This window comes from Gemmatimonadota bacterium (assembly GCA_041390125.1).
In the GTDB taxonomy this organism is placed as follows: domain Bacteria; phylum Gemmatimonadota; class Gemmatimonadetes; order Longimicrobiales; family Gaopeijiaceae; genus JAGQIF01.
The window spans coordinates 1-24470 of record JAWKQN010000026.1 but is presented as its reverse complement, the minus strand read 5'-3'; the positions used below and the strand labels follow the sequence as shown (position 1 = coordinate 24470).

Here is a 24470-nt window from a genome sequence, read left to right as displayed (position 1 = left end):
CCGATGAAGGGCTCACTCGATCTGATCCAGGGCACGCTCGACATCCTGATCCTCAAGGCGCTGAGCTGGGAGCCGATGCACGGCTACCAGGTCTCGAGCTGGATCCAGGGGCAGAGCGACAGGGAGCTGCAGATTGAGGAGGGCACGCTCTACCCCGCGCTGCATCGCCTGGAGGAGCGCCGCCTGGTGGAAGCCGAATGGGGGCTCTCCGAGAACAACCGGAGAGCCAAGTTCTACCGGCTCACACAGGCCGGCCGCGACGCGCTGAACGAGCGCACGGCGGTGTGGGAGCGGTACTCGCGGGCGGTGGGGCGGATCCTGAGCGCGGTGCAGCCGTAGGGGGGCGGGCGCGTACGGTCGGTGTCGATCGACCGCATCCACGAAAGGAATGCGGCAAAGGGCTGGTCAAGCGGGTGCGGAGCTATCTCGAGACTGCGCGAGAGATCTGACACGCCACGCCAGAGGCGAGGGCATGATCGAGTACAAGGGTTATACAGGGGTTTTCGAGTTCGATCCGGACTTCGAGCTGTTCACCGGACATGTCGTGGATCTTCGGGACGAGATCTACTTCGAGGGCGGCTCCGTCGATGAGCTGAAGGAGTCCCTCAAGCGAGCTGTCGACCACTATTTGAGCGTCTGCCGCGAACGGGGCGAGGAGGCGGAGAAGCCTTTCTCCGGCAGATTGAACCTGCGCCTCGGCTCCGATCTCCACAGGGACGTTGCCGTGGCCGCCGCCGCCTCGGGCGAGAGCATCAACTCCTGGATTGTGCGCGTCGTCGGGGACGCCGCGGAGGATGTGAGGCGTCCGCTACGTGCCAACAAGACTCTCACGCCAAAGAAGCAGACCGCGTCTGGATCTTCTCCACGAAAGAAGAAGCAGACCGCCTAGGACCACCCGAGGCGAGCGCGCAAGCCTGGGTTCCGGGTCTGGGTCCGCCGCGGCTACCCTCGCCCCATCCGGCCGAACAGGTCGATGTGCGCCTCCACGATGCGGCGGCGCGCCTCTTCATCCGGCTCGAGCGACCAGTCCCCTTCCACGCTCGTGCCACCGAGCACGATGCCGTCGGCGCGCGGCTGCATGTGGACGAAGCCCCCCGGAACGGGAGTGGCGGACCCGAAGGTCGAGTAGTCCACCTCCGCCTGCGGGATCAGCAGCGTGAGCTGCCCCTTCAGCGGTGTGAGCTCCGGATCTCCGACCAGGTCGCGGGCACCGAGGCCGGTGCAATTCACCACGGTCGGTTCGTCCAGCGCCACCAGGTCCGCCCGCGACGCGAACGTCCGGATCACGATGCGGCCGCCGGCCTCGCGTACGTCCGCCACGAGGCGGTCCAGGTAGATGCCCGGTTCGATGCGCAGCGTGGGCCGCCGCACCGCGTACGCCGTGGGGAACGGGTGCTCTCCCGGCCCCAGGAGCTGGGAGCGGGTGGCCAGATCGGACGGCAGCAGAGGCGGCTCGCCTCCGGGCGCCGCCGGTCGCGGCGCATCCGCCCGCACCGAATAGCTGTCGATCCAGGACACGCCGTAGCCCCGCCCCACGAGGAGCTGGAGCTGTGTCCAGGCGATCCGGGCCGCCCTGCGGAACTGGTCGTCCCAGAGCGCCGCGCGCGGACCGTCTCCGAGCAGGCCGGAGGTCGGCGTCCAGCTCGCCAGCGACAGGTTGGACGTGGTGTCGGGCGGGACGCTCTTCGCGTAGATCGTCACGTCGAACCCGCGGCGCAGGAGCTGGAGCGCCGTGGTCAGCCCCACCACGCCGCAGCCGATCACGGCCGCGCGCCGCTCCGACCGCTCCAGGGCCATCTCGGCCGCGAGCTGCGCCGTGCCCCACGACAGCGACATGCCCGACCCACCGTGGCCGAAGTTGTGGATCAGGAGCGTGTCGCCCAACGGCTCCGCCTTCAGCACGAACCCGGACGGGCGGTACGGACGCAGCCCCACCGTGGTGCGGATCACCCGGTCCCAGGACGCGCGCACGGGCGCCAGGCGGAGCGCGGGATCCACCCGGCGCGTGGAGGGCGCGGACGCGCAGCCCCAGGCGGACAGGCCGAGCAGGCCCAGGCCACCCCGGGTCAGGAGGGCACGACGATCCATGGATCCTTCCTTCGAGGGCGGCTGCGCGGGGCGGTGGCGGGAAACGCGGACATGCGAGGGGTTGGGTTCAACTGACCGGCCGCGTCGGGCCGAGCTGCTCGTGCAGATAGGCCAACCACAGCGCCAGCGACTCGGCCTGCTGCTCGGGCGTCACGCCGGACCCATGCCCTCCTTCCACGTTCTCGAAGTAGTACAGGTCGTGTCCCTGGGACAGCATGAGCGCCGCCATCTTGCGCGCATGCCCCGGATGGACGCGGTCGTCCCGCGTCGTCGTGAAGATGAACGGCTTCGGATAGTCGACATCCGCCTTCACGTTCTGATAGGGCGAGTACCTGCGGATGTACTCCCACTCCTCGGGCTTGTCCGGGTCTCCGTACTCGGCCATCCAGCTCGCTCCGGCCAGGAGCCTGTGATAGCGCTTCATGTCCAGAAGGGGCACCTGGATCACCACCGCGTTGTACAGGTCCGGCCGTTGTGTCATGGCGGCTCCCACCAGCAGACCGCCATTGCTGCCGCCCATGATGCCCAGGTGTTCCGGTGAGGTGATCCGGCGGGCGATCAGGTCCTCGCTCACCGCGATGAAGTCGTCGTACGCCCGTTGCCGGTTCTCCTTGAGCGCCGCCTTCCACCAGTCGGGACCGAACTCGCCGCCGCCCCGGATGTTGGCCAGGACGTAGACGCCTCCGCTCTCCACCCAGCCCTTGCCCTGCGCCCCCAGGTAGGCGGGGGTGTTGGAGATCTGGAAGCCCCCGTACCCGTACTGCAGGGTGGGATTGGTGCCGTCGAGGCGCATGTCTCTCGGGTGCACGACAAAGTAGGGGACCCGCGTGCCGTCCCGGGACACGGCCTGGAACTGCTCCACCACCAGATGGGTCGCGTCGAACTGCGCGGGCAGGCTCCTCACGGCGCGGACCGACCCGTCCTCCTCCGCCAGGTAGAGCGTGCTGGGCTGGATGAACGAGCTGTACGTGAAGAAGAAGCGGTTGTGATGCACCGAAGTGGCGCCGATGCCCACCGAACCCATCGGGGGCGTGGGGATCTCCTCCTTCAACCAACCACGTGAGGGATCGCGCCAGTACCGGAAGAGGTGCCCCTGCACCTCGGTCAGCTCGTTGATCAGCAGATAGTCACGGGTCGCCGTCACGCCGTTGATGGTCGAGCGCGCGTCGGGCACGACCACCGTTTCGATGTTCCGCCGACCGGCCAGATACTCGTCCAGGCTCGTGCTCACCACCGAACCGGCCGGGTAGGTCTCTCCACCCACGGTCCAGTCCGAGATCAGGTGGAGCACCATGCGGTCGCCGACCATGGACAACCGCGCGTCGGAGGGGATGTCGATCGGAACCAGACGCTCGCCATCGAGGATCCTGTACTCGGTGTCGAAGATCGTGATGAAGCGCAGCACCAGCACGCGCGCACCGTTCGCCGTCTCCTGGGTGCCGAGGAACATCGCCATGTCGTCCCGATTCGCCTCCGCGATCACGGGCGCCTGTTCCAGCGGTGTCCCACGCGTCCAACGCCGCACTGCCGCCGAGTAGCCGGAGGTGGTGGTCCGCGACTCGTCCAGGTTGTGACTGACCAACAGCGTGTTCTCGTCCACCCACGCCAACGAGTTCTTGGAGACGGGGACGTGGAACCCCCCGGGCACGAACGCTTTGCGCTCGAGGTCGAACTCCCTCACCTCGTTCGCGTCCGACCCTCCCGGCGACAGGCTGACCAGGCAGCGGCGCTGCTCGGGGAGCAGGCACGTGAGTCCCCGGAACGCCCACGGCTGCCCCTCCGCTTCGGCGAGGGCGTCGACGTCCAGCACGGTCTCCCAGGTGGGGTCCCCGCCCAGATAGTCGTCCCAGGTCGTGCGGCGATACACGCCGCGCGGTCGCTCTGCGTCCGTCCAGTAGTTGTAGATCCACTCACCGCGCATGGTGGGATACGCGATGCGATCGCTGGAGGTGAGGAGCTCCAGCGTGTTCTGGTACATCCGCTCGTACGAGGGCGACGCCTGGAGGGCGGCCCGGGTTTCCGCGTTGCGGGCCAGGACCCACTCCATGGCCCGCTGACCCTCCACCTCCTCCAACCACAGGAACGGATCGGTGCCCTGCTGCCCGGCCAGATCGGCGACCGCGCCCGTGGTCATTGCGAGGAGCATGGCCGGGACAAGTCGCTGACGAGCCATCATGGCGTCCTCCATCGTGGGCCTGGAAACGGCCGTGTTCGCCGGTCTTTCCCGGCAGCGGAACGGACCGATTGCAGCGGGTCGGTGGGCCCTGCCCCGGTGCTCCCCGCGCTCGGACGATATACTGCAACGGATGGCGGATGGCGACCGGTCCGTTGCCCGTTCAGCCTCCGCGGTCCAGCCGCACCGAGCAGTCCGCGCTGAAGTACAGGTCCACCCCCCGGCCGTCGTCCCAGGGGACCAGGTTGATGGAGGCGGTCAGTCGGCTCGTGGCCGATCCTGCGTAGAGGACCGTCCGTTCGTAGACGGTGCTGCCATCGTCGTAGGCGATGAACAAGCTGTCCGCGGAACCCGCCACGGGGGCGACCCGCAGGTCGACCGTCGGTGTCCATTCCGCCGACGTCCGCTCCGTCACGAAGCCGGACCGCGCCCGCGCCCCGTCGACACACAGGATCGGCAGCGTATCGGCGTCCAACGGTCCCGTGTACAGGACTGCCGTCCCGGGCGCGCTCGGCGGGGCCGTGGCCTGCCCGTGCACGGGTGTGGGCAGGAGGAGCCCGAAGGCCGCGATCAGGAGGAGCGCGCTGCGGGCGGGTGGCGGGCCATCGACCCGTGCGTCCACGGAGTGTGCCGGAGAGGGGTTCATGATCCTGTGCGTCCGTTTCGGGAGGCGGGCGCGCCGCGCGGGCGCATCTCCAGGGAGCACAACGTGGATCGGACCGCCGGAGGGGACATGGAGCGGCGAGCCGTCGCTTGCCCGCGCCGCGACCGCTGGCCTACGTTCGCCGTTGCGCCTTGGTCGTCTTCCGGCCCCTGGACCCGGGCCGTCGCGCCGCACCCTGACTCGACGGGGCTCGCCCCGAGGATTCCCGCAGGCGGGGGAGCCCCACCCATGCCCGAGCCGCCCCCCATCACCGAGCTGCTCCAGCGGATCGGGCACGGTGATTCCGACTCGCTGGACCGGCTCTTCGACCTCGTCTACGACGACCTGAAGCGCCGTGCGCACTACCAGCTCGCGGGCGGCGACTCCCCCACGCTCGACACCACGGCGCTCGTCCACGAGGCCTATGTCAAGCTGGCCCACACCTCCGCTTCCGAGTGGCGCGACCGCGTCCATTTCTTCCGCGTCGCCGCCCGCGCCATGCGCCAGATCGTGGTGGACCGGGCGCGCGCGCACCTGAGCCAGAAGCGCGGAGGCGGCGCGGTCGTGCTCCCGCTCCAGGAGTTCGACGACGTGGCCGACGAGCCGGGGCTCGCCGCCGTGACCCTGCTGTCCCTCGATCGGGCGCTCTCCCGTTTGGCGGAGCAGAGTCCCCGTCTGGCCCAGGTGGTGGAGCTGCGCTTCTTCAGCGGGTTGTCCGTGGAAGAGACCGCGGCCGCGCTGGACGTGTCCGACCGGACCATCAAGCGGGATTGGCGGCTCGCACGCGCCTTCCTGGAGGATGCGATGCGGACGGGTGCGGACGGCGACGAGCCCGGCTCTCCCGGACCCGGGTAGCGGGACCCACACCGATCGGAGGATCTCCGGTGCAGCGAGCGAGCCTGCGGTGACCCCCGGGCATCCACCTCCGGTGGATCCGGAGCGCTGGTCCCGGATCGAAGCGCTCTTCCACGCGGCGTCGGAGCTGGCGCCTGGCGAGCGGCGCGCCTTCCTGGCCCGCGAGTGCGGACGCGACGCGGATCTGTGTTCGGCCGTCGAGCGCCTGCTGGAGGCGGACGAGAGCACGAGCGCGGTCGTCGACCGCTCGCTCGAGGAGCTGTCCGATGGCCTGACGGGCGACAGCGACCGGGCGAGCACCCTCGCGCCCGGTACGCAGGTCGGCCGCTACCGGATCGCGGAGGTGCTCGGACGGGGCGGGATGGGGACCGTGTACCGGGCGGAGCGCGCGGACGGCGTCTACGAGCGCAGCGTGGCCCTCAAGGTGGCGCGACAGGAACGCCTCGAAGGCGACGCGCTCGCGCGCTTCCACCGCGAGCAGCAGATCCTCGCGCGCCTCCAGCATCCCGGTATCGCCTCGCTCCTGGATGGAGGCACCACTCCGGACGGATTCCCCTTCCTCGTCATGGAGCTCATCGAGGGGGATTCGCTCACCGTGTACGCGCGGGACCGTAGCGTCCGCGACCGGCTGGGGCTGGCGTTGCAGGTGATCGACGCGGTGGACCATGCCCATCGCGGGCTGGTCGTGCACCGGGACCTCAAGCCCTCCAACATCCTGGTGACGCCTTCGGGCACCGTGAAGCTGCTCGACTTCGGGATCGCCCACCTGATCGAGGACGACTCGGGCGACGGCGAGCTGACCCGACCCGGCTTGATGATCCTCACGCCGGACTACGCGGCCCCCGAACAGATCCGCGGGGAGCCGGTCACCACCGCGGTGGACGTGTACGCGCTCGGCGCCGTGCTGTACGAGCTGCTCACGCTGCGCAAGCCGTTCGGGCGGGTGGAGCGCACCTGGATCGACCTCGAGCGCGTGCTCGGGGAAGAGCCTCCCGCCCTCTCGCGCGCCCCGGGGCTCGACGCGGCCACGCGCCGCGCGCTCGATGGCGACCTCGAGCGGATCGTGCACAAGGCGATGCACAAGGATCCCACGCGACGGTACGCCTCGGCGCGAGCGCTCGGCGACGACCTGCGGCGCTGGCTCGCTGGACTGCCGGTCCAGGCCCGTCCGGACACGGTGACCTATCGCCTTTCCCGGTTCCTGCAGCGCCACCGGGCCGCGTCCGCGGCCACCGCCGCGCTCGTCGCCGCGTTGGTGCTGGGCACGACGACCACGCTTTGGCAGGCGCACCGTGCCCGCGTGGAGGCGGAGCGGGGCCGAGCCGTCGGCGCGTTCGTGATCAGCCTGTTCGAGGGCGCAGACCCGGACCTCCATCCAGAAGGCCCCGTGACGGCACGGGACCTCCTGGTGGCGGGCGCAGCGCGCGTCGATTCGCTCGCGGCCGCACCCGCCACGCGCGTCGACCTGTTGACGACGCTCGGCTCCCTGCTGGGGAAGGTGGGTGACTACGACGGTGCGGAGACGCTGCTGGATCGGGCGGTGGGTGAGGCGCGGGCCGGCCTCCCGGCCTCCGACCCCGGGCTCGCGCGCGCGCTGGACGAGCTCGGCGTCCGCCGCACGCTGACCGGGGACGCGGGGCTCGCCGAGCCCGCGCTGCGGGAGGCGCTCGCGTTGCGTGTGGAGCACGCCGCCTCCCCCGACGAGATCGCGGCGACCGAGGGCAACCTCGCCGCCGCCTACCGCAATCTGGGCCGCCTGGACGAAGCGGCCGCGCTGTACCGCTCCGCCATCGATCGCCTGGCCGCGAGCACGGGCGGCGACTCGCTGGCGTTCGCTTCGGAGCTGATGGGGTTGGGTCAGGTGCTGCAGGATCAGGGTCGGCTCGACGATGCGGAGGCCGCGTTCCGCACCGTGCTGCGGCTGCACGAGCGCGCCGGTCTCGAGATCCCGTTCGTGGCCATCGCCACGCACAACCTCGGCGTGGTGCTCGCGCAGAAGAACGACCTGGCCGCAGCCGAGGAGGCGCACCGCGCAGCGCGTGCCATCTGGCAGCGGCTCTTCCCGGACGGCCATCCCGAGATCGCGCGCTCCTGGGAGGCCCTGGGACGGGTGCTGGCCAGCCAGAGACGCTGGCCGGAGGCGGACACGGCGTACGCGAACGCGATCGAGCTGTGGCGTGTCCGGGCCGGCCCGGACGACACACACCTCGCCACCATGCACGCGAACCGTGCCAACCTGCGCTTCTTCGCGGGCGACTTCGCCGCCGCCGCCGAGGCCTATCGCGAAGGCGTGCGGATCTGGCAGGCCAACGACCAGCCCGTCCTGCTCGGCGCGGGACTCCGCAACCTGGGCCTCATCGAGATGGAGGCGGGCGACCTCCGGGCTGCGGATACACTGCTGTCCGCCGCTCTCGCCGTCCGCCGCCGCGTGCACGGGGACGTGCACACCGCCGTGGCCGAGACCCACACGGCGATCTCCGCGCTCCGGCTGCAGCAGGAGCGCTTCCGGGACGCGGAGACCGAGGCCCGCACCGCGCTGGAGCAGCTCGCCGGGCTCGTGGAGGAGGATCATCCGCTGGTGTTCAACGCCCGCCTGCGGCTCGGCATCGCCCTGGCGGGACAGGGTCGTTTCCCGGAGGCGCTCGGCCCCCTGGAGGCCGCGTACGGACGCTACGCCTCCGCGGGAGGCGGGCCCAGCGCGGACCGGGGCCGCGCGACCTACTGGCTGGCCATCACGGTCGGCGGCCTGGGGGACCGGGCCCGCGGTCGGGCGCTGGTGGAGGAGTCCCTGCCCTACCTGCGGGCGGGCCTACGGCCCGACGCCCCGGACGTGCGCCGGGCCGAGCGACGGCTGTCGACAGGCCGTTGAGGCGGGGGCCGGAGCGTCCGGCCGCGCCGGCCCGGGCTCCGAAACGCCTTCGATGTCCCCTCGCTGCGCGGTCTCCCGTTTGGCTCCTGCACGTGCCCGAAGGGGCACCCCGGTCCCAGCCAGGAGGCGCCTCATGGCCATGCACAACGCGCTCCGTACCGCGCTCGCTCTCGCGTTCCTCGCCGTCGCCGCCTGCGACAGCAGCTCCCAGCCGGTCGATCCCAGCCTGTCGGGGGAGTTCTCCGTCACCGTGACCACCAGCACCGCGGCCCAGATGACCGGCTACGCCGTCTCGTCCGGTCAAGCCGGCGTGGGGTGGTCCATGACCTTCATCACGCCCGGTGGGGACAGCGGCATGCTGTGGGTCACGGAAGGGATGGGCCGGCCCGATCCGGGCACCTACACCATCATCGACTTCGTGGCGTCCGATGCGTCCCCGGGTCCGGGCGAGTTCATCGCCACCGTGAACATGGAGGGCACCAGCCACGACCTGCAGTCCGTGACCGGTACGCTCACCATCACGTCCTCCACGGCGGAGGCGGTCTCCGGCCACTTCCGCTTCTCGGGCTTGCGGAACGATGCGACACCGCAGACCGGGACGGTCGAGGGCACCTTCACGACGGTGAACCGGGACCAGTAGGCACCCGTTCCGGATCGTGCCGATCGAGGCCTACCGCTCGACGCGCTCGAAGCGCAGCGCGCGCACCCGGTCTCCCGTGACCGTGAGCCCGTCCACCTCTCCCCCGCGGGCCCGCGTGAACTGCACGCGCGGCCACCAGGGATGGTCGGAGCGGAACGCATCCGGCTCCACGCCCTCCAGCGTGACCGGGCTGCCGCGCCAGTCGTCCAGGTGGAGCCCACCGTCGCGCGCTTCGACACGATAGGTGGCATCCACCTCCGGGCTCCAGTACGCACCGGTGTAGGCCGCGAGCTGCTCCGCCGTGAGGCGGAGCGGCTCCGGCCGCTCACGCGGAGCCGGTTGTTCCGGTGCGGGCTCCATCTGGTCCTCCAACCAGGCCTCGGCGATCCGCTGGGCCCGTCCGCCGGGATCGCACGTGCTGAAGTTGCAGAAGACGGCGATGGAGAGATCCTGCTCGGGAAAGCGCACGAACTCGGTGCGGTAGCCCGCCCAGGAGCCACCGTGCCGGAACGTGGGCAGTCCTCGATAGGCACCCACGACCAGTCCGTACGCATAGTCGATGGTGTCTCCGCCGTTCAGCACCGCGCGCTCCCGCATGCGGCCCACGATCTCCGGTCCCCCGACGCGCGCGGTCTCGAAGTTCTCCATCCAGCGGGTGAAGTCGTCGATGGTGGTGTGCAGCGAGCTCGACGCCAACGCGCTCAACTGGTTCACCCTCCGCTCCCAGCCGCCCTCCACGGGCGCGTAGGATTCGGCCCGCCCGGGGACGATCTCGTTGGTGTTGTCGGAGAAGTGCGTATGGGTCATCCCCAGGGGAGCGAAGATGCGTGCCTCGGTGAGCGCACGGAACGACATGCCGGACGCGCGCTCGAGCGTCAGGGCCAGCAGGTTGTAGCCGGTGTTGGAGTAGGCGTACTCGGCGCCCGGATCGAAGTTGAGCGCCTGCTGGTGGAACAGCATGCGCAGGATCTTCTCGTAGGAGATGACGTCGCTCATCTCCACGCCGCCCAGACCCATCGTGTGGGGCCAGTCGCGGATGCCGGACGTGTGGTGCAGCAGGTGTCGCGGGGTGATGGTGCGGCCGAAGTCCGGCAGCTCCGGCACCCAGGTGCGCACGTCCGCGTCCAGGTCGAGCGTTCCGTCCGCCGCCAGCAGCAGTGCCGTCATGGCCCCGAACTGCTTGGAGATGGAGGCGATGTCGAAGACCGTGGCGGGTGTGATGGGGATGGCGTGGTCCATGTGCGCCGTGCCATAGCCAGCCCGGTGGACCACGGCGCCCCCCTGGCGGACCAGAACGGCCGCGCCCGGCGCATCCGCCCCGATGTCCGCGAAGACGGCGTCCACGCGGGCGTCGCGGGGTCCGCCCGCCGCCGGATCGGTGACGGTGCAGGCTGCGAGGAGCAGCGCGGTCCCCGTGCCCGATGCGCCGCATCGGAGCGCAGAGATCGCGGAACGTCGGCCAACGCGTCGGTGGGGGATCACGGGTGCGCTCCGGTGCAGGGGAACCGCCGATCGGCCAGTCCATGCTGCGGGCGGCGTCGGCCCGCGGCAACCTCCGCGATGGACGCGGAGGCGCTGGCCGGCCCGGCGCGCGCCCACCTACGTTGGCTGCGAACGATCGGCCACCCCTGCGGAGTGTCCCACATGCGCGTGACCGGAGCCCGGCTGTGCCTCGTGGCGAGCGTCGTCCTGGCGGGATGCGCCATCGCCCCGGAACCTCCCTCCGAGCTCGAGATGACGACGTGGTCGGTCGTGGGCGTCGATCCCGCCACCGGGGACGTCGGCGTCGCCGTGGCTTCCTGCGTCCCCACCCACGGGGACGCCGTCGCGGCCCTGGTGCCCGGCAAGGGCGCCGCCGCCACCCAGGCGGGCTTCGACGTGGACAACCGCAACCAGGTCTTCCGGCTGATCCAGGAAGGCCTGACGGCGGAGCAGATCATCCTGCGTGTGACCGACCCCGCCTGGGACGACGAGTTGGAGCGGCGGCAGTACGGTGTGGTCACCATGCACGACGGCCTGGTGCACGTGGCCGGCTATACGACACCGCTCCGGCAGGGTACGCGCACCGAGGACGACGGCTCCGTGCGCTATGCCGGGGTGATGGCCGACGCCAGCCATGGCGTCAGCTCGCAAGGCAACACGCTCGAGAGCGAGGAGGTGGTGCGGCGACCGCTCGATGCCTATCGCTGGAACGACCCCGCCGGCTTCAACCTCCTCCCGGACCGGCTGATGCGCGCGCTGGAGGCGGGCTCGGCGGCCGGCGGTGACGTGCGCTGCAACGACGACACCATCCGCCAGACCGCGGCCATGGCCGCCATCCTGGTGGCGCGCGGCGGGGACGCACCGTACGCCACGGAGAATATCGGAGAGACCGACGCGGGCACGGAGAACGCGCCCTGGCTGGCGCTGTCCGTGGCCACGGAGCGCTTTGCCGAGAATCCCCTGATCGAGCTGCGGCGCCAGTACGACGTCTGGCGACGCACGGTGACCGTTCCCTGAGCGCGCGTACCCCGCTCGGGCTGCCGCCGCACATCCTTCGGAAGCTGCTCTGGGTGGATTGCGGCGCCGCCGCGCTCGTAGGAACGCTGGTGCTGCTGGCCTCCGGACCGCTCAGCGCCTTCGAAGGCCTGCCCCGCGGGCTGCTCCTCTTCACGGGCGCGGTCAACCTGATCTACGCCTCGTTCTCGTTCTCGCTGGCCGTCCGGCCGCGGAGACCCCTGCGCCTCCTCAGGCTGCTCGTCGCCGCCAACCTCGCCTGGGTGCCGGTCTGTCTGGCCCTGGCATTCGCATTCGCCGACCGCGCCAGCGTATTCGGGCTGATCCACCTGATCGGCGAGGCCGTCTTCGTGGGTCTGCTGGCCTCCCTGGAGTGGCGCAGCCGCGCGTTCCTCGTCGACCGGGGCTGACGCCCGCCGCGTACGGTCCCACGGGGATCGCGGCCTCACGCCGCGGGCTCGCGACTGGACAGGGACCCCCCGCCTGGTCGAACATCCTTCACGCGAAGCCCACGTCGAACGGTGCCGCCATGCGTGTTCTCCTCCTGACGCTGACTCTCCCTCTCACCGCCTGCGGGTGGGTGGAGACGCAGCGCGAGGAAGCCGCGGCGGCGGCGCGGGCCGAGGTGACCGAGGAGCTGAGCCGCGCCATGAGCACGGCGCTGCGCAGCGCGGAGGCCAGCGCCCGTCGCTCCGAACGGATCCTGCGCCCGCTCCCGGTGGCTCCACCCGGGGCCGAAGCGCGCCTGCGGGTCCACCGCAACGCCGCGCACGTGGCGCGGGCCCGCGCGCTGGGCGTGCGGGTCGGTTCGGACTCGATGAGGGATTCGCTGTATGCCGAGGGTCGCCTGATCCAACTCCCGGACAGCACCGAGCACTGGATCGTGCGCCGGGGCACCCAACCGGCCTACGCGGTGCCCGAGATGGAGGGGCTGCTCAGCGAGCTGGGTCGGCGCTTCCAGGCGCGGCTCGATTCCCTGGGGGTCGCGCCGTTCCGCATCGAGGTCACGAGCGCGCTGCGCACCACGGAGCATCAGCGACGTCTGGCTCGTGTGAACACCAACGCGGCCACCGGCGTGAGCTCGCACGAGTTCGGCACGACGGTCGACATCTCGTACGCCGCGTTCAATCCGCCGGCCGCGCCCCCGCACGCGCTGCTCGCGGGTCTCTCCGCGCCGTTCGCCGATCACGTGCACCGCTTCCACGATCTGGCCTTCGAGTCCGTCTCGGGCCGCAAGTCGCGGGAGCTGGGCGCCATCCTCACCGACGTGCTGAACGAGCTGCAGGACGAAGGTCTGGCGCTCGTGATCCACGAGCGCCAGCAGACCGTCTACCACGTGACGGTCGCGAGCTCGGACTTCGGCGGCGGGTGAGACCCGCCCGCTACATCCGCCGGTAGGCCGGTCCGCTCCCGCCCTCGCGCGGCGTCCAGCGCGGCCCCAACACGTCGGTGGCCTTGCAGTCCACGCAGTTGGGGGCGTTGACCACCAGCGTGCCGTCCTTCTGCTCGTAGACCCCCGCCGGGCAGAGATGCTCGTACAGGGTGGCCATCTCGGCGGAGATGTCCTGCCCCACCACCAGGTGGGAGGGGATGTCGTCCCGGGTCTGGTTCCCGGACTTGTAGACCGCGTCCACCTTGGAGAAGGTGAGCTTCCCGTCCGGCGCGGGCGCGGCCGGAGCGGCACCGGTGAGCTGTTTGGGCTCGGCCGCGTCCTCGTCCACCGTGAGCGTCCCGCCCGGGAAGCGGCCGCCGGTCAGGGTCATCAGACCTGCCTTCACACCGCCCGCGTAGAACCCGCCCTTGAAGGCCAGACGCATGTTGCGGGTGCGCTCGAGATCGCGCGCGATGAAGGAGGAGTCCACCGCTGCCGTATAGCCGGCCAGCCCCGCTTCGGACACGTCGTCCTTCTGGATCGCGGCGAAGATGGTGCGCGCGGCCAGCATCCCGGAGTGCACCGCGTAGTGGATGCCCTTGAGCGACGGCACGTCCACGTAGCCCGCGGAATCGCCGACCACCACCAGACCGGCGCCGTGCCGGCGCCGGGCCCAGGAGAGGAAGCCGCCTTCCGGGATGGTCTTGGCCCCCCACTCCACCATCTCCCCGCCTTCCAGATAGGGTCGGAAGAGCGGATGGAGCTTCAGGCGCTGGAGCAGGGCGTGCACGTCCAGCGTGGCGTCGTGGTAGTCCAGCCCCACCACCAGACCGAGCGCCACCAGGTTGTCTTCCAGCGGATACATGAAGCTGCCGCCGAACGCGTCGTTGGGGAGCGGCCAGCCCATCGTGTGGATGATCTGGTCGAGCGGCTTCTTGGTTTCCCAGAGCTCCTTGACCCCGAGCGCGTAGATCTGCGGATTGGGCGACGTGACCTTCTGCCACTGCTGCCACGCCTGCGTCAGCGTGCCGCGGGTGCCTTCGGCCAACACGACGACACGGCCCAGGATGTCGCCGGCGGGCTCGTAGCCGTTGCCGGGCTGCCCGTCCCGACCGAGACCGGAAGGCGTGGTGCGCACACCGCGCACGGCGTCGCCGTCCACCAGCAGCGCGTCCGCGGGAAAGCCCGGGAAGACGTTGACGCCCAGCGCCTCGGCCTGCTCTCCCATCCAGCGGCAGATCTCGCTGATGGAGGCGATCCAGTTGCCGTGGTTCTTCATGGTGGGTGGCGTCGGCAGCCGGGTGGAGCCGCTCTCCCGCAGCAGGTAGACCCCTTCCTTGCCCACGGGCCGGCGAAAGGGCAGATCCTCCAGGGGCACGTCCGGGAAGAGCTCCCGGAACGGTCCCGGGTTGACCACGGCGCCGGAGAGGGTGTGCTCGCCGAGGCCCCCCGCCTTCTCCAGCACGCCGATCTCGAGCTCCAGTCCCGCGCCCTTGGCCAGCCGCGCCAGCTCGATGGCGGTGGCCAGCCCGGCCGGACCCCCACCCACGATGGTGACGTCCAGCGGCACGGCCTCGGTGTCCGGCTCGTCGGTGAGGATGAGGCGGCTCAGGTCGAGGGGGGGCTGGGCCGAGGCCGGGATCAGCCTCTTCGTGCGGGAATCGGCCATTCTCTCTCGCTGACACGCCGGACCGGAGCCTGGATCCTCGCGGCTGAAACCGGCGCTCGTTCAGGGGTATTGCAGGGATCTCCTCGAAGCCCCGGACAATAGCACCGTCCTTCCTCCTCCGGTACAGGATCACAGGATCGCATGAGCACACCCCGTCCGAGCACCCTCGGCGAACTCCGCGCGTCCGGCTATCGGCCCCGAACCGTCAAGGACGAGATCCGCGCCAACCTGGTCCGCAAGCTCAAAGCGGGTGAGGAGCTCTTCCCGGGCGTGCGTGGCTACCAGGACACGGTGGTGCCGCAGATCGTCAACGCGCTGCTGGCCCGCCACGACTTCATCCTCCTCGGGCTGCGCGGACAGGCCAAGAGCCGCATCCTGCGCCAGCTCACGAGCCTGCTGGACCCCGCCATCCCCGTGCTGGAGGGATCCGAGGTCAACGACGATCCCTTCCACCCGATCTCCAAGTACGGTCGCCTGCTGGTGGCCGAGCAGGGGGACGACACGCCCGTGGTGTGGGTGGACCGGGACGCCCGCTACGTGGAGAAGCTGGCCACGCCGGACGTGACCATCGCGGACATGATCGGCGATCTCGACCCCATCAAGGCCGCCCGCGGCGGACACCTGCTGGGAGACGAGCTCACCATCCACTACGGGCTGCTGCCGCGCGCCAATCGCGGGATCTTCGCCATCAACGAGCTGCCGGATCTGTCCGGCAAGATCCAGGTGGGGCTCTTCAACGTCCTCCAGGAGGGGGACGTGCAGATCAAGGGCTATCCCATCCGGCTGATGCTGGACGTGCTGATGGTCTTCACCGCCAACCCGGAGGACTACACGGCGCGCGGGAAGATCATCACGCCGCTCAAGGACCGGATCGGCGTGGAGATCCGCACCCACTATCCCGAGGACGTCCAGACCGGCGTGGACATCACGCTGCAGGAGGCCTGGACCCAGCGGGACGGCGCGACCCTGGAGATCCCCGAGTTCGTGACGGAGGTGGTGGAGCGCGTGGCGTTCCGGGCGCGGCGTGACAAACGGATCGACCAGCGCTCCGGGGTGAGCCAGCGCATGCCCATCACGGCGCTCGAGAGCGTGGTGTCCAACGCCGAGCGGCGTGCCTTGCGCCTGAGCGAGGACGTGGCCGTGCCGCGCGTGACGGATCTCTACGCCGCGCTGCCGGCCATCACCGGCAAGATGGAGCTCGAGTACGAGGGCGAGATGCAGGGCGCCATGAAGATCAGCCAGGAGCTGATCCGGGCCGCGGCCGACGAGGTCTTCCGCGAGCGGGCGGGCGGCTCCGACGTGGACGGGATCGTGGAGCACTTCGAGACCGGCTCCGCGCTCCAGATCTCCGACGATGCCTCCGCGGACGCCTGCATGAAGGGCTTCCAGGGCGTGCCCGGTCTGCTGGACCTGGTGCACACGGTCGGGCTCGCGCCCCGCAGCGCGTCGTCCGGCGTACAGGCCGCCGCCTGCGAGCTGGTCCTGGAGGCGCTCGTCCATCAGCGCCGCATCTCGCGCACCGAGACGGGGATGTACCGCAAGCCGCTGCAGGAGCGTCAGGGCCCGCCCTTCAAGGGGTTCGACCCGATGACCGGCTGAGGGGCAGCGATCCCTCCTCGCGCCACGGTCCGCGCGCTCCGCGGGTCTGATCGCAGGCTCGGCCCGGGCCGCCGCGCGCTCTGGCGGCCCGGGGCCGGCCGCCGGTAAGGTGCCCCCATGAGCAGCAGCGATCTGGACCGCTTCCTGAGCGAGCTGAAACGCCGCCGGGTCTACAAGGTGGCCGCCTTCTACGCGGCCGCCGCCTTCGCCGTCCTCCAGGGGTTGGACATCGTCCTGCCGGCCCTGGGCACGCCCGGCTGGGTGATGCGGGCGGCGGTGCTGACCGTCCTGATCGGCTTCCCGGTGGCGCTGGGCCTCGCCTGGGTCTTCGACGTGAACCGGGGCGGGGTCGAGCGCACGGAGGACCTCCCGGACGGGGCCGTCCTCCCGCCGCTGGGCCGGGGCGCGCGCGTGGTGCGGCTCGCTGGCGCGCTGCTCCTGGTGGGCGCGGTCATCACGGGCGCGGGCCTGTGGCTTCGCCCCCAGAGCGTGTCTGCGGGCAACGTGGCGGTGGGCGCGGACGTCATCGCCGTGCTGCCGTTCCGGGTCACCGGCGTGGGTGTGGGCGACCTGGGCGAAGGGATGGTGGACCTGCTGTCCACCAACCTCGATCAGGTCGGCGACATCCGTACCGTCGATCCGCGCACCGTGCTGGCCGCCTTCCAGCGGTACGCGGAGGAGGCCGTGCTGGAGACCGGCGCCCTTTCCCGGCTCGCGCTCGAGGTGGGTGCCGGGTCGGTGCTGCAGGGCAGCGTGGTCCAGGCCGGAGAGGAAGTGCGCATCGCGGCCCAGCTCGACAACGTGGACGGTCAACGCCTGGCCGACGTCTCGGTCAACGGCCCCTCCGCCGCGCTGCTCTCCCTCGTCGACTCACTCTCGTTGGCGCTGCTCCGGGACGTGTGGCGCTCACGTGCACCGCTCCCGTCCTTCGACGTCGCCAGCGTCACCACCGCCGCCCCGGGCGCCGTGCGCCATTTCCTCGCGGGCGAGGCCTTCTATCGCCGCTCGCTGTGGGACTCGGCCACCGTACGCTTCGAAGCGGCCCTGGAGGAGGACACGGCGTTCGCGCTCGCGCACCTGCGTCTGGCCAGCACGTACGGGTGGCAGGAGCAGCTGGGATCGGCCCGGGCCACCGAGCATGCGGCCGCGGCGGCGCGCCTCTCCGAGCGGCTGCCCGACCGTGACCGCAGCCTGGTGCGCGCCACGCAGGACTTCGTGGAGCGCAGCTACCGCGCAGCGAGCGACACGCTCGAGGCGCTGACGGCGCGTCATCCCGACGATGCCGAGGGGTGGTTCCTGCTGGGGGATGTGCGCTTCCACGCCCCGGAGAACCAGGCGGGGGACCCCGCACCGCTGTATGCCCCGTTCGACCGCGTGCTGGAGCTGGATCCGAGCCTGACCCCCGCGGTCGTGCACCCGGCGGAGTTGGCCCTGGCGCTGGGAGACAGCGCGCGCTTCCACCACTACCTGGATCAGGCGGGTGGGCGCGCCCGGGTCGGAGAGCTGGCCTTCCTGGCAGCGGCCGGACGCACGCTCTGGGGGCCGCCGGCCAGCCGCTCCGCGGACACCGTCGTGCACGTCATGACGCGCATGCTCCAGGAGAGCCCGAACCAGACGCAGTTCATGGCCATCGGGCATCTCAACGCGGGGAGTGGCCAACCCCACGTCGTCGTCGCGTTCATGGAGCAGGCGGTCTCGATGCTTCCGTCCGACGTGCGCGGCGGCGTCCTGAACGCCTTCGCGGGCTACTACGCCGCGCTGGGTCGCATCGAGCAGGCGCAGCAGGTGCTGCGCGATGCTGAACCCACGGCCCCTGGATTCGCGGCGCTGACCCGCCAGAGCCTGGTGCTGAGCGGATTCGCGGATACGACCGCTCTCGGCACCTCCGTCGGTGGGTTCGCACGCTCCGCTCCGTTGGACCCGGTGACCACCGCGTTCGCTCCCGTCGCGCTGCGGGTGGCCGCGGGCAACGTGGCCGGGGCGCGGACCGCCCTGGCCGAGCTGCGGACGGCGTCCCCGCCGCGCCCGGACCTGCTGCCGCTGCTGGAGGGATGGGTCACCCTGGCGGAGGGGGACACCGCCGCAGGGCTGGCGGCGCTGGCGGCGGGTCTGTCCGCCGCGGAGACGGCCGCGCCCTCGCTCGCGTTCCCGTTGGAGGCATACCGCTTCACGCACGATGCGGCCGCGGCTGGAGGATCGGTCGCCGATGACGCCGCCTTGCGGCGCCTGTCCACGCGGCGGTGGGCGGACCTGGCGTGGGTGACGCGGCGCTCCCTGGCCGTGGCCGAGGCACTGGAGGCGCGCGGCGACCTCGCTGCCGCCCGCTTGCACTACCAGCGCTTCCTCACCCTCTTGCAGGACGGCGACCCCACCCTCGATCCCTGGCGGGACCGTGCGCGCCGAGGCCTCGAACGCGTGGGAGGTTGATCCGATGCATCGATCGTCGCTGCGTGGCCCGCTCTCCGCCGCACCGCTCCCGGTGCTCCTGCCGCTTCTGCTGTCCGCGTGTGGACCCGCTCCGCTGGAGCGGCCGGATGGGGCCGTCATCCAAGCGAACGCCGACCGCTACATGGACGGGCGGATCGCCAAGCTCACGACCCGGGACGGCTGGCTGACGCTGGTGGGGTTGTTCTGGCTGCCCGAAGGTGAGAGCACGATGGGCAGCGCGCCGGGCAACTCGTTCGTGTACGACGCACCCGGCGTCCCGCCCCTGCTCGGCACGTTCACCCTCACCCGCGGGCCCGAGCGCGCCGTCGTACGGTTCGATGCCGCCGACGGCGTGCAGATCCTCTCCGGTGAGAGCGAGCCCGTCTCCTTCGCCATGCTCACCGGTGACGGGGGCGGCCCGGTCTATCTGCAGCACGGCTCGCTCAAGTGGCACGTGATCCAGCGGGACGAGCGGCTCGCGGTCCGTCTGCAGGACGCGGACAGCCCGATTCGTACGGAGTTCGATGGCATCGAGCGCTTCCCCGTCACCGGCGAATGGTGGGTGCCGGCGCGCTTCGTGTGGAACCAGCCCCCGGACACCATCGAGGTCCCGAACATCCTGGGGACCATCGGACGAACGCCGTCTCCCGGCTCGGTCGAGTTCGAGGTGAACGGAGATCTGTTCCGACTCGATCTGTGGAAGGACTCGGACGACACGGTGAACTTCTTCACCGCCTTCGCGGACGAGACCAACGGCGCTTCCACCTACGGAGGCGGACGCTTCCTGTGGGTGGATGCGCCGGATGCGCAGGGGCGCACCGTGGTGGACTTCAACCGCGCGTACAACCCGCCCTGCGTCTTCACCGAGTTCGCCACGTGTCCGTTGCCCCCGCGGCAGAACCGGCTGGCGCTGCAGGTCGAGGCGGGCGAGAAGGTGTGGGGGAAGCACTGAGGCGCTACTGCACGCGCGTCGGGGCGTCCCCGACGTCGGTCATGTAGTCCAGGAAGAGGTCGCCTTCTTCCGAGAGACCTTCGAGGGCGAAGACGGCGACCTTGAAGGCCACCGGCTGCTCCGGACCGCCCAGGTCCTCCAGCGCGACCACGTCCAGCCCCTGCCCGGGGAGCGGAGTGACGCTGACGATCGCACCTCCGATCCCCGTACATGCGTCGATGGTCGGCGCTGCGCACGAGAGGGCGAACGAGTTCTGGGGCGTCCGAGCATCCAGGAACAGGACCCGGTCCGGGCCGAGCAGGGTGTCGTCATTGCCGATCCCATCCCCAGCCAGACCGGACGTGGGATCGAGGTCCGTGTCGATGAGCACGAGCACGACGTGGAGCGCCGGGTCGTAGGTGCCGTCTGCGAATCGGACCTGCACCCGAACCACGCCCCCCTCCTTCTCCAGGCGAGCGGAACGGAGGTCCGGCAGGACGGTCAGCGCGGGGTCGGCCAAGGCGTCGCCCGTCCCGTCGACGGCCTCTCCGGTCAGCAGGACGGGTGGTGGATCATCGGGCGTCTGCGGTGCGGTGCCGGAGTCCCCGCACGCCACGACGGGGGCCAGGAGGAGTACGGCGAGAGGCAACGGGATGCGAGCGGGTGCGGCGGGTGAACGCCGAAGCGAGCGCGGGTGCGACGCGGACATGGATCCCTCCAGGGCGGAAGATCGATGTCCTCCAATGCGACATCCCCGCGCGAAGGGATCACGCCGCCTCGGATCAACGCTCCAGCATCCGCTCCGCGCTGCGCGTCCACCCGTCCTGTCCAGGGTACTCGCGCAGGAACGCCTCCAGGAGCGGCCGGGCCGCCTCGGCCTCGCCGAGCGCCGTGCGCGCAGCACCCGCGTGGTAGAGCGCCATGTAGTGGTTGGGCCAGAACTCGACCACCAGCTCCATGATCGGCGCGGCCGAGACGTCGTCGCCGGCGTCCGCCACCGGGTGCCCCACATCGAAGACGATGCCGGCCGCGCGCCAGCGCTCGTCTCCCGACAGCCCGGCGATCCGGGTCCGGGCCGCCTCGGTGCGCCCCGCCAGGGCCAGACAGGCCGCCTCGAACCCCCGCCCTTCCCAGCCGGAAGGGGCGGGGGTGGACCGGAGTGCCGTCTCCACCTCGACCGCATTGCAGCGCGGGCGGACCCCCTGGAACCACCCGGCCGCCCCGGTGGCGGAGGCGAAGGCAGGGGCTTGCGACCCGTGTGGGGTCAGCGCCACGGGCTCGGACTGCCCGTCCAGGTAGAGGATCAGCACGATCCCGGCGACGGTCACCGCGGTGATGCGGAAGGCGGGTCGGAGCATGGGCCTGGGGGAGCGAGGGTCGATCCCCCGGATCAAGCAACGAGCATGCCGCCCCCTGACGGATCCTCCGCAGACGGCACAATCCCGCCAGTCGGACGCCGGGCTCCGCGGCCTAGAACTCCGCGACCAGAAAGCGGATTTCGTGGATGGACTCCTTCTCCAGGTACTCGACATCCGCGGTGAGAGCCCACTCGATGCGTTCGCGGTCTGCGATCGCTAGCAGCGTCGCGATGTACCGTTCGACGGGCGCGTAGTAGGCTGCGTATCCGCAGCAACTGTAGTCGCAGCCTCTGCCATCCCCGATGCGCCGCGCCAACTGACCGACGATGCGTGAATGGACGTGCAAGGCCCGATGCCTGAACGAGGCGAGCGTGTCGAGGGCGTTCTGTTCCACCGCGATCACGGGGGACGCGAGTAGCGCGAGGACGCGGTCGACTACTTCGGCACTCGGCGCGGACAACGCTCGGAGCGTCTTCAGTGCGCGACACACCACGAAGTGGTCCGTGTCGGCGAGTTGCTCGAGCAGCTTCTCGACGTCCATCGTCTTATGCACCATCGCTGTAGACCGTCCGAGGGCTACCTGGCACGTTGCCGCTGCGCCACCGCCTGCGGCTCGCCTCGCTCCGTCATCCCCTACCGCTCCACCCCTACCAACGCCGCCAGGATCTTCTGCTGCGCCACCGGCAGGGCCAACACCTCCGCCTCCGGCACCGTGACCCAACGCGGCCGGGCCCCCTCCGCCCCCACCCGCTCCAGGGCCGCTTCGGCCGAATCCGGCGGGTCCTCCATGCGGATCAGCAGGGGGTGGTAGGTGGCCTTCAGGTGGCTGAAGACGTGCTCCACGGGGGGGAGCGGGCTGGCGCAGCGGCCCGGATCGGGCGGCCCGGCCAGCTCCCGGGCGGGAAACTCCCACAGGCCCGCCAGCAGGCCCCGTTCGGGGCGTTGCACCAGGAGGGTGCGCGCCTCGGCCGTCCAGACCACCAGGCTCAGCACGTGCACGTGGGGGACGGGCCCGCGCTTCCGGGGCGGGGGGCGCAGCTCGACCGTGCCACGGGCCCGGGCCAGGCAGGACCCTTCCACCGGGCAGCCCTCACACCGGGGCGCGCGCGGCGTGCAGACGGTGGCGCCGAGTTCCATCAGGGCCTGGTTGAAGTCGCCCGGCCGCTCGGGGTCCACCAGGTCGCGCGCGAGCGCCCAGACCTCGCGGTCGCCGGGTGCCTCCAGGTCGTACCAGCGCGAGAGCACCCGCCGCACGTTGCCATCCACCAGCGGCTCGGGCCGTCCGAACGCGATGCTGGCTACCGCGCCCGCCGTGTAGGCCCCCACCCCGGGGAGCGCGCGCAGCGCGTCCGGCTCGGCGGGAACCTCCCCGCCGTGCCGCTCCAACACAGCCTGTGCGGCCCGGTGCAGGTTGCGGGCGCGCGAGTAGTAGCCGAGTCCCTTCCACAGCGGCAGCACATCGTCCAGGTCGGCGGTGGCCAGCGCCGAGACGGTGGGGAAGCGCTCCAGCCAGCGCTCGTAGTACGGGATGACCGTCTCCACCCGGGTCTGCTGCAGCATCACCTCCGACACCCACACCCGGTACGGATCGGACGTGCGTCGCCAGGGCAGGTCGCGCCGGGCGCGGTCGTACCACGCCAGGAGGCGCGCGCGGAGCGCGGCGGGGTCGGGTGAGGGCATGGCCCCAAGGTAGGCGGAGCGCGGACGCGGCCAAGGGCGCGATGGCGCAACCCGCCGCCCGCGGGGTATGGTCGGCAACGGCTTCATCGGAGGACCCATGCGCTTCACCACGTACAGCAAGTTCACGGGCGGCTGGCTCGACGCGCTCAACCTGGAGTCGCTGCTCGAGCATCTGGCCGACTTCCTTCTCGACGCCGGCTTCGCCGGCGGTCCCCACTTCCATCCCTACTGGGGCTGGTCGGGAGACGAGGACACCAACTCCTCGGACGCGCTGAAGCGCGCGCTGCTGGAGGCGCTCCTCAAGAGCGGGCAGCTCACGCCCGAGATGCTGGCGGAGCTGCGGGGGGAAGGCGAAGGCGACGAGGCCGTGCGCCAGAAGATCGCCGAGATGCTGGACGACCTGGTCAAGCGCCTGGTGGAGGAGGGCTTCATCACGCTGGGCGAGGGCGAGCCCCGCCTCCCCGGCGCCACCTACGACGTCACCGGACAGGAGCGGATCGACGAAGCGCGCGAAGCCGCGCTGTCCGTGAACTTCGAGCTGACCGGGAAGGGCATGGACTTCCTGGGCTACCGTGCGCTCAAGAACCTGCTGTCGGCGGTGGGCAGCGCGGACTCCGGGCAGCACGAAACGGCGGACCTGTCCACGGGCGTGGAGGCGGACGCGGCCAGCCGCCCGTACGAGTTCGGCGACACGCTCAACCTGGACATCCCGGCCACGCTCAAGAACGCCATCCAGCGGGAGGGCCTGGGCTTCCCGCTGCCGCTGGACTACTCCGACCTGCAGGTGGTGCAGACGGAGCGGCGCTCGTCCTGCGCCACCGTGCTGATGCTCGACATCTCGCACTCGATGGTGCTCTACGGGGAGGACCGCTTCACGCCGGCCAAGAAGGTGGCGCTGGCGCTGTCCCACCTGATCCGCACGCAGTTCCCGGGCGATTCGCTCCGGGTGCTCACGTTCGGCGACCGCGCCACCGAGATCCCGCTGTCGCAGCTCGCGCGCGCCCAGGTGGGGCCGTTCCACACCAACACGGCCGAAGGCTTCGAGATGGCACGCCGCATCCTGCTCGCGCAGAAGAAGGACATGCGGCAGATCATCATGATCACGGACGGGAAGCCCAGCGCGCTCACGCTGCCGGACGGCCGCATCTACACCAATTCGGGCGGGCTGGACCCCAACATCCTCCGGCGCACCTTCCGCGAGGTGGCCGCCTGCCGGAAGTCCGGGATCCTGATCAACACGTTCATGCTGGCCCGCGACCCGGCCCTGGTGCAGTTCGTCCAGAAGGTCTCGCAGATCGCGCGCGGCAAGGCGTATTTCACCACCACGCTCACCCTGGGGCAGTACCTGATGATGGACTTCCTCAAGGGCAAGGGGCGGCGGGTGCGGTAGCGTCGGACGGCGGGCTCGGGCGGGGGACCCACCCCCCTTCCTTGCCCCGCCCGCCGACCCCTCCGCAGTATAGACCGGGCCTTCCGACCGGCGTGTCAGGTCCGGGACGGCGGGCCTCTACCGCGACGACCTGCGGAGGTCACGCATGCGGCCCACCGACGTCCTGTCCGACCCGGCCTACTACCACAAGGTCGTGGACTGCCAGTGGGCCTGTCCGGCCCACACCAACGTGCCGGAGTACATCCGGCTCATCGCGCAGGGGCGCTTCACCGACGCCTAC

21 protein-coding genes are annotated in these 24470 nt (G+C 70.9%); 12 read left to right on the top strand and 9 right to left on the bottom strand.

The features are described 5' to 3' along the window. The first annotated feature begins 3 nt into the window (after nucleotides 1-3). A complete protein-coding gene (locus tag R3E98_20460; GenBank protein ID MEZ4425779.1) occupies nucleotides 4-339 on the top strand; it encodes a PadR family transcriptional regulator in 336 nt (111 codons plus the stop codon). 133 nt (nucleotides 340-472) lie between these two features. Next, the gene (locus R3E98_20455; protein ID MEZ4425778.1) at nucleotides 473-889 is read left to right on the top strand and encodes a type II toxin-antitoxin system HicB family antitoxin; all 417 of its coding nucleotides are present in this window, start codon (nucleotides 473-475) and stop codon (nucleotides 887-889) included. 53 nt (nucleotides 890-942) lie between these two features. On the opposite strand, the gene R3E98_20450 is transcribed toward R3E98_20455, so the two are convergent. From R3E98_20450 to R3E98_20440, 3 genes are all read right to left on the bottom strand, one after another. Next, nucleotides 943-2088: an FAD-dependent oxidoreductase gene (locus R3E98_20450; GenBank protein ID MEZ4425777.1), complete on the bottom strand. Its 1146-nt coding sequence runs from the start codon at nucleotides 2086-2088 to the stop codon at nucleotides 943-945. A 67-nt stretch (nucleotides 2089-2155) separates the two neighbouring features. Further along, entirely contained in the window at nucleotides 2156-4264 is a 2109-nt protein-coding gene (locus tag R3E98_20445) for a prolyl oligopeptidase family serine peptidase (GenBank protein MEZ4425776.1), read from the bottom strand. 160 nt (nucleotides 4265-4424) lie between these two features. Further along, on the bottom strand, nucleotides 4425-4907 hold the full coding sequence (locus tag R3E98_20440; GenBank protein ID MEZ4425775.1) for a hypothetical protein: 483 nt from the start codon (nucleotides 4905-4907) through the stop codon (nucleotides 4425-4427). Nucleotides 4908-5153: 246 nt separating this feature from the next. Between R3E98_20440 and R3E98_20435 the strand changes: the two genes are divergently transcribed. From R3E98_20435 to R3E98_20425, 3 genes are all read left to right on the top strand, one after another. Continuing rightward, a complete protein-coding gene (locus tag R3E98_20435) occupies nucleotides 5154-5759 on the top strand; it encodes a sigma-70 family RNA polymerase sigma factor (GenBank protein MEZ4425774.1) in 606 nt (201 codons plus the stop codon). Nucleotides 5760-5808: 49 nt separating this feature from the next. Then, on the top strand, nucleotides 5809-8628 hold the full coding sequence (locus R3E98_20430) for a serine/threonine-protein kinase (protein ID MEZ4425773.1): 2820 nt from the start codon (nucleotides 5809-5811) through the stop codon (nucleotides 8626-8628). A 133-nt stretch (nucleotides 8629-8761) separates the two neighbouring features. Continuing rightward, a complete protein-coding gene (locus tag R3E98_20425) occupies nucleotides 8762-9268 on the top strand; it encodes a hypothetical protein (GenBank protein MEZ4425772.1) in 507 nt (168 codons plus the stop codon). A 30-nt stretch (nucleotides 9269-9298) separates the two neighbouring features. Here the strand turns inward: R3E98_20425 and R3E98_20420 are convergent, their stop codons facing one another. Next, nucleotides 9299-10612, bottom strand: a complete 1314-nt coding sequence (locus R3E98_20420; protein MEZ4425771.1) for a serine hydrolase domain-containing protein — start codon at nucleotides 10610-10612, stop codon at nucleotides 9299-9301. Nucleotides 10613-10912: 300 nt separating this feature from the next. Here R3E98_20420 and R3E98_20415 point away from each other — a divergent pair, with 300 nt between their 5' ends. The 3 genes from R3E98_20415 to R3E98_20405 all read left to right on the top strand — a co-directional run bounded on the left by R3E98_20415 (nucleotide 10913) and on the right by R3E98_20405 (nucleotide 13136). After that, entirely contained in the window at nucleotides 10913-11767 is an 855-nt protein-coding gene (locus R3E98_20415; GenBank protein ID MEZ4425770.1) for a DUF1028 domain-containing protein, read from the top strand. A gap of 53 nt (nucleotides 11768-11820) precedes the next feature. Next, nucleotides 11821-12174 (top strand): hypothetical protein, encoded by a 354-nt coding sequence (locus tag R3E98_20410; GenBank protein ID MEZ4425769.1) that lies wholly within the window; start codon nucleotides 11821-11823, stop codon nucleotides 12172-12174. A 119-nt stretch (nucleotides 12175-12293) separates the two neighbouring features. After that, complete coding sequence (locus R3E98_20405; protein MEZ4425768.1) at nucleotides 12294-13136, top strand: DUF5715 family protein; 843 nt, start codon at nucleotides 12294-12296, stop codon at nucleotides 13134-13136. Between the two features lie 10 nt (nucleotides 13137-13146). Here R3E98_20405 and R3E98_20400 read toward each other — a convergent pair whose 3' ends face one another. After that, nucleotides 13147-14805, bottom strand: a complete 1659-nt coding sequence (locus R3E98_20400) for an electron-transfer flavoprotein:ubiquinone oxidoreductase (protein ID MEZ4425767.1) — start codon at nucleotides 14803-14805, stop codon at nucleotides 13147-13149. A 141-nt stretch (nucleotides 14806-14946) separates the two neighbouring features. Between R3E98_20400 and R3E98_20395 the strand changes: the two genes are divergently transcribed. The 3 genes from R3E98_20395 (at nucleotide 14947) to R3E98_20385 (ending at nucleotide 19783) form a co-directional block, all read left to right on the top strand. Further along, a complete protein-coding gene (locus tag R3E98_20395; GenBank protein ID MEZ4425766.1) occupies nucleotides 14947-16404 on the top strand; it encodes a sigma 54-interacting transcriptional regulator in 1458 nt (485 codons plus the stop codon). Between the two features lie 117 nt (nucleotides 16405-16521). Beyond that, on the top strand, nucleotides 16522-18831 hold the full coding sequence (locus tag R3E98_20390) for a hypothetical protein (protein ID MEZ4425765.1): 2310 nt from the start codon (nucleotides 16522-16524) through the stop codon (nucleotides 18829-18831). 4 nt (nucleotides 18832-18835) lie between these two features. Continuing rightward, nucleotides 18836-19783 carry a DUF1684 domain-containing protein gene (locus tag R3E98_20385; protein ID MEZ4425764.1) on the top strand — a complete coding sequence of 316 codons (948 nt, stop codon included), beginning with the start codon at nucleotides 18836-18838 and terminating at the stop codon, nucleotides 19781-19783. 4 nt (nucleotides 19784-19787) lie between these two features. On the opposite strand, the gene R3E98_20380 is transcribed toward R3E98_20385, so the two are convergent. The 4 genes from R3E98_20380 to mutY all read right to left on the bottom strand — a co-directional run bounded on the left by R3E98_20380 (nucleotide 19788) and on the right by mutY (nucleotide 22800). Next, nucleotides 19788-20471: a hypothetical protein gene (locus R3E98_20380; protein ID MEZ4425763.1), complete on the bottom strand. Its 684-nt coding sequence runs from the start codon at nucleotides 20469-20471 to the stop codon at nucleotides 19788-19790. 73 nt (nucleotides 20472-20544) lie between these two features. Continuing rightward, entirely contained in the window at nucleotides 20545-21120 is a 576-nt protein-coding gene (locus tag R3E98_20375) for a tetratricopeptide repeat protein (GenBank protein ID MEZ4425762.1), read from the bottom strand. A gap of 112 nt (nucleotides 21121-21232) precedes the next feature. After that, a complete protein-coding gene (locus tag R3E98_20370) occupies nucleotides 21233-21661 on the bottom strand; it encodes a hypothetical protein (GenBank protein ID MEZ4425761.1) in 429 nt (142 codons plus the stop codon). Between the two features lie 92 nt (nucleotides 21662-21753). Beyond that, the gene (mutY, locus tag R3E98_20365) at nucleotides 21754-22800 is read right to left on the bottom strand and encodes an A/G-specific adenine glycosylase (protein MEZ4425760.1); all 1047 of its coding nucleotides are present in this window, start codon (nucleotides 22798-22800) and stop codon (nucleotides 21754-21756) included. A gap of 97 nt (nucleotides 22801-22897) precedes the next feature. On the opposite strand from mutY, the gene R3E98_20360 reads away from it, so the two are divergent. Continuing rightward, entirely contained in the window at nucleotides 22898-24190 is a 1293-nt protein-coding gene (locus R3E98_20360) for a VWA domain-containing protein (GenBank protein ID MEZ4425759.1), read from the top strand. Nucleotides 24191-24470: the final 280 nt, after the last annotated feature.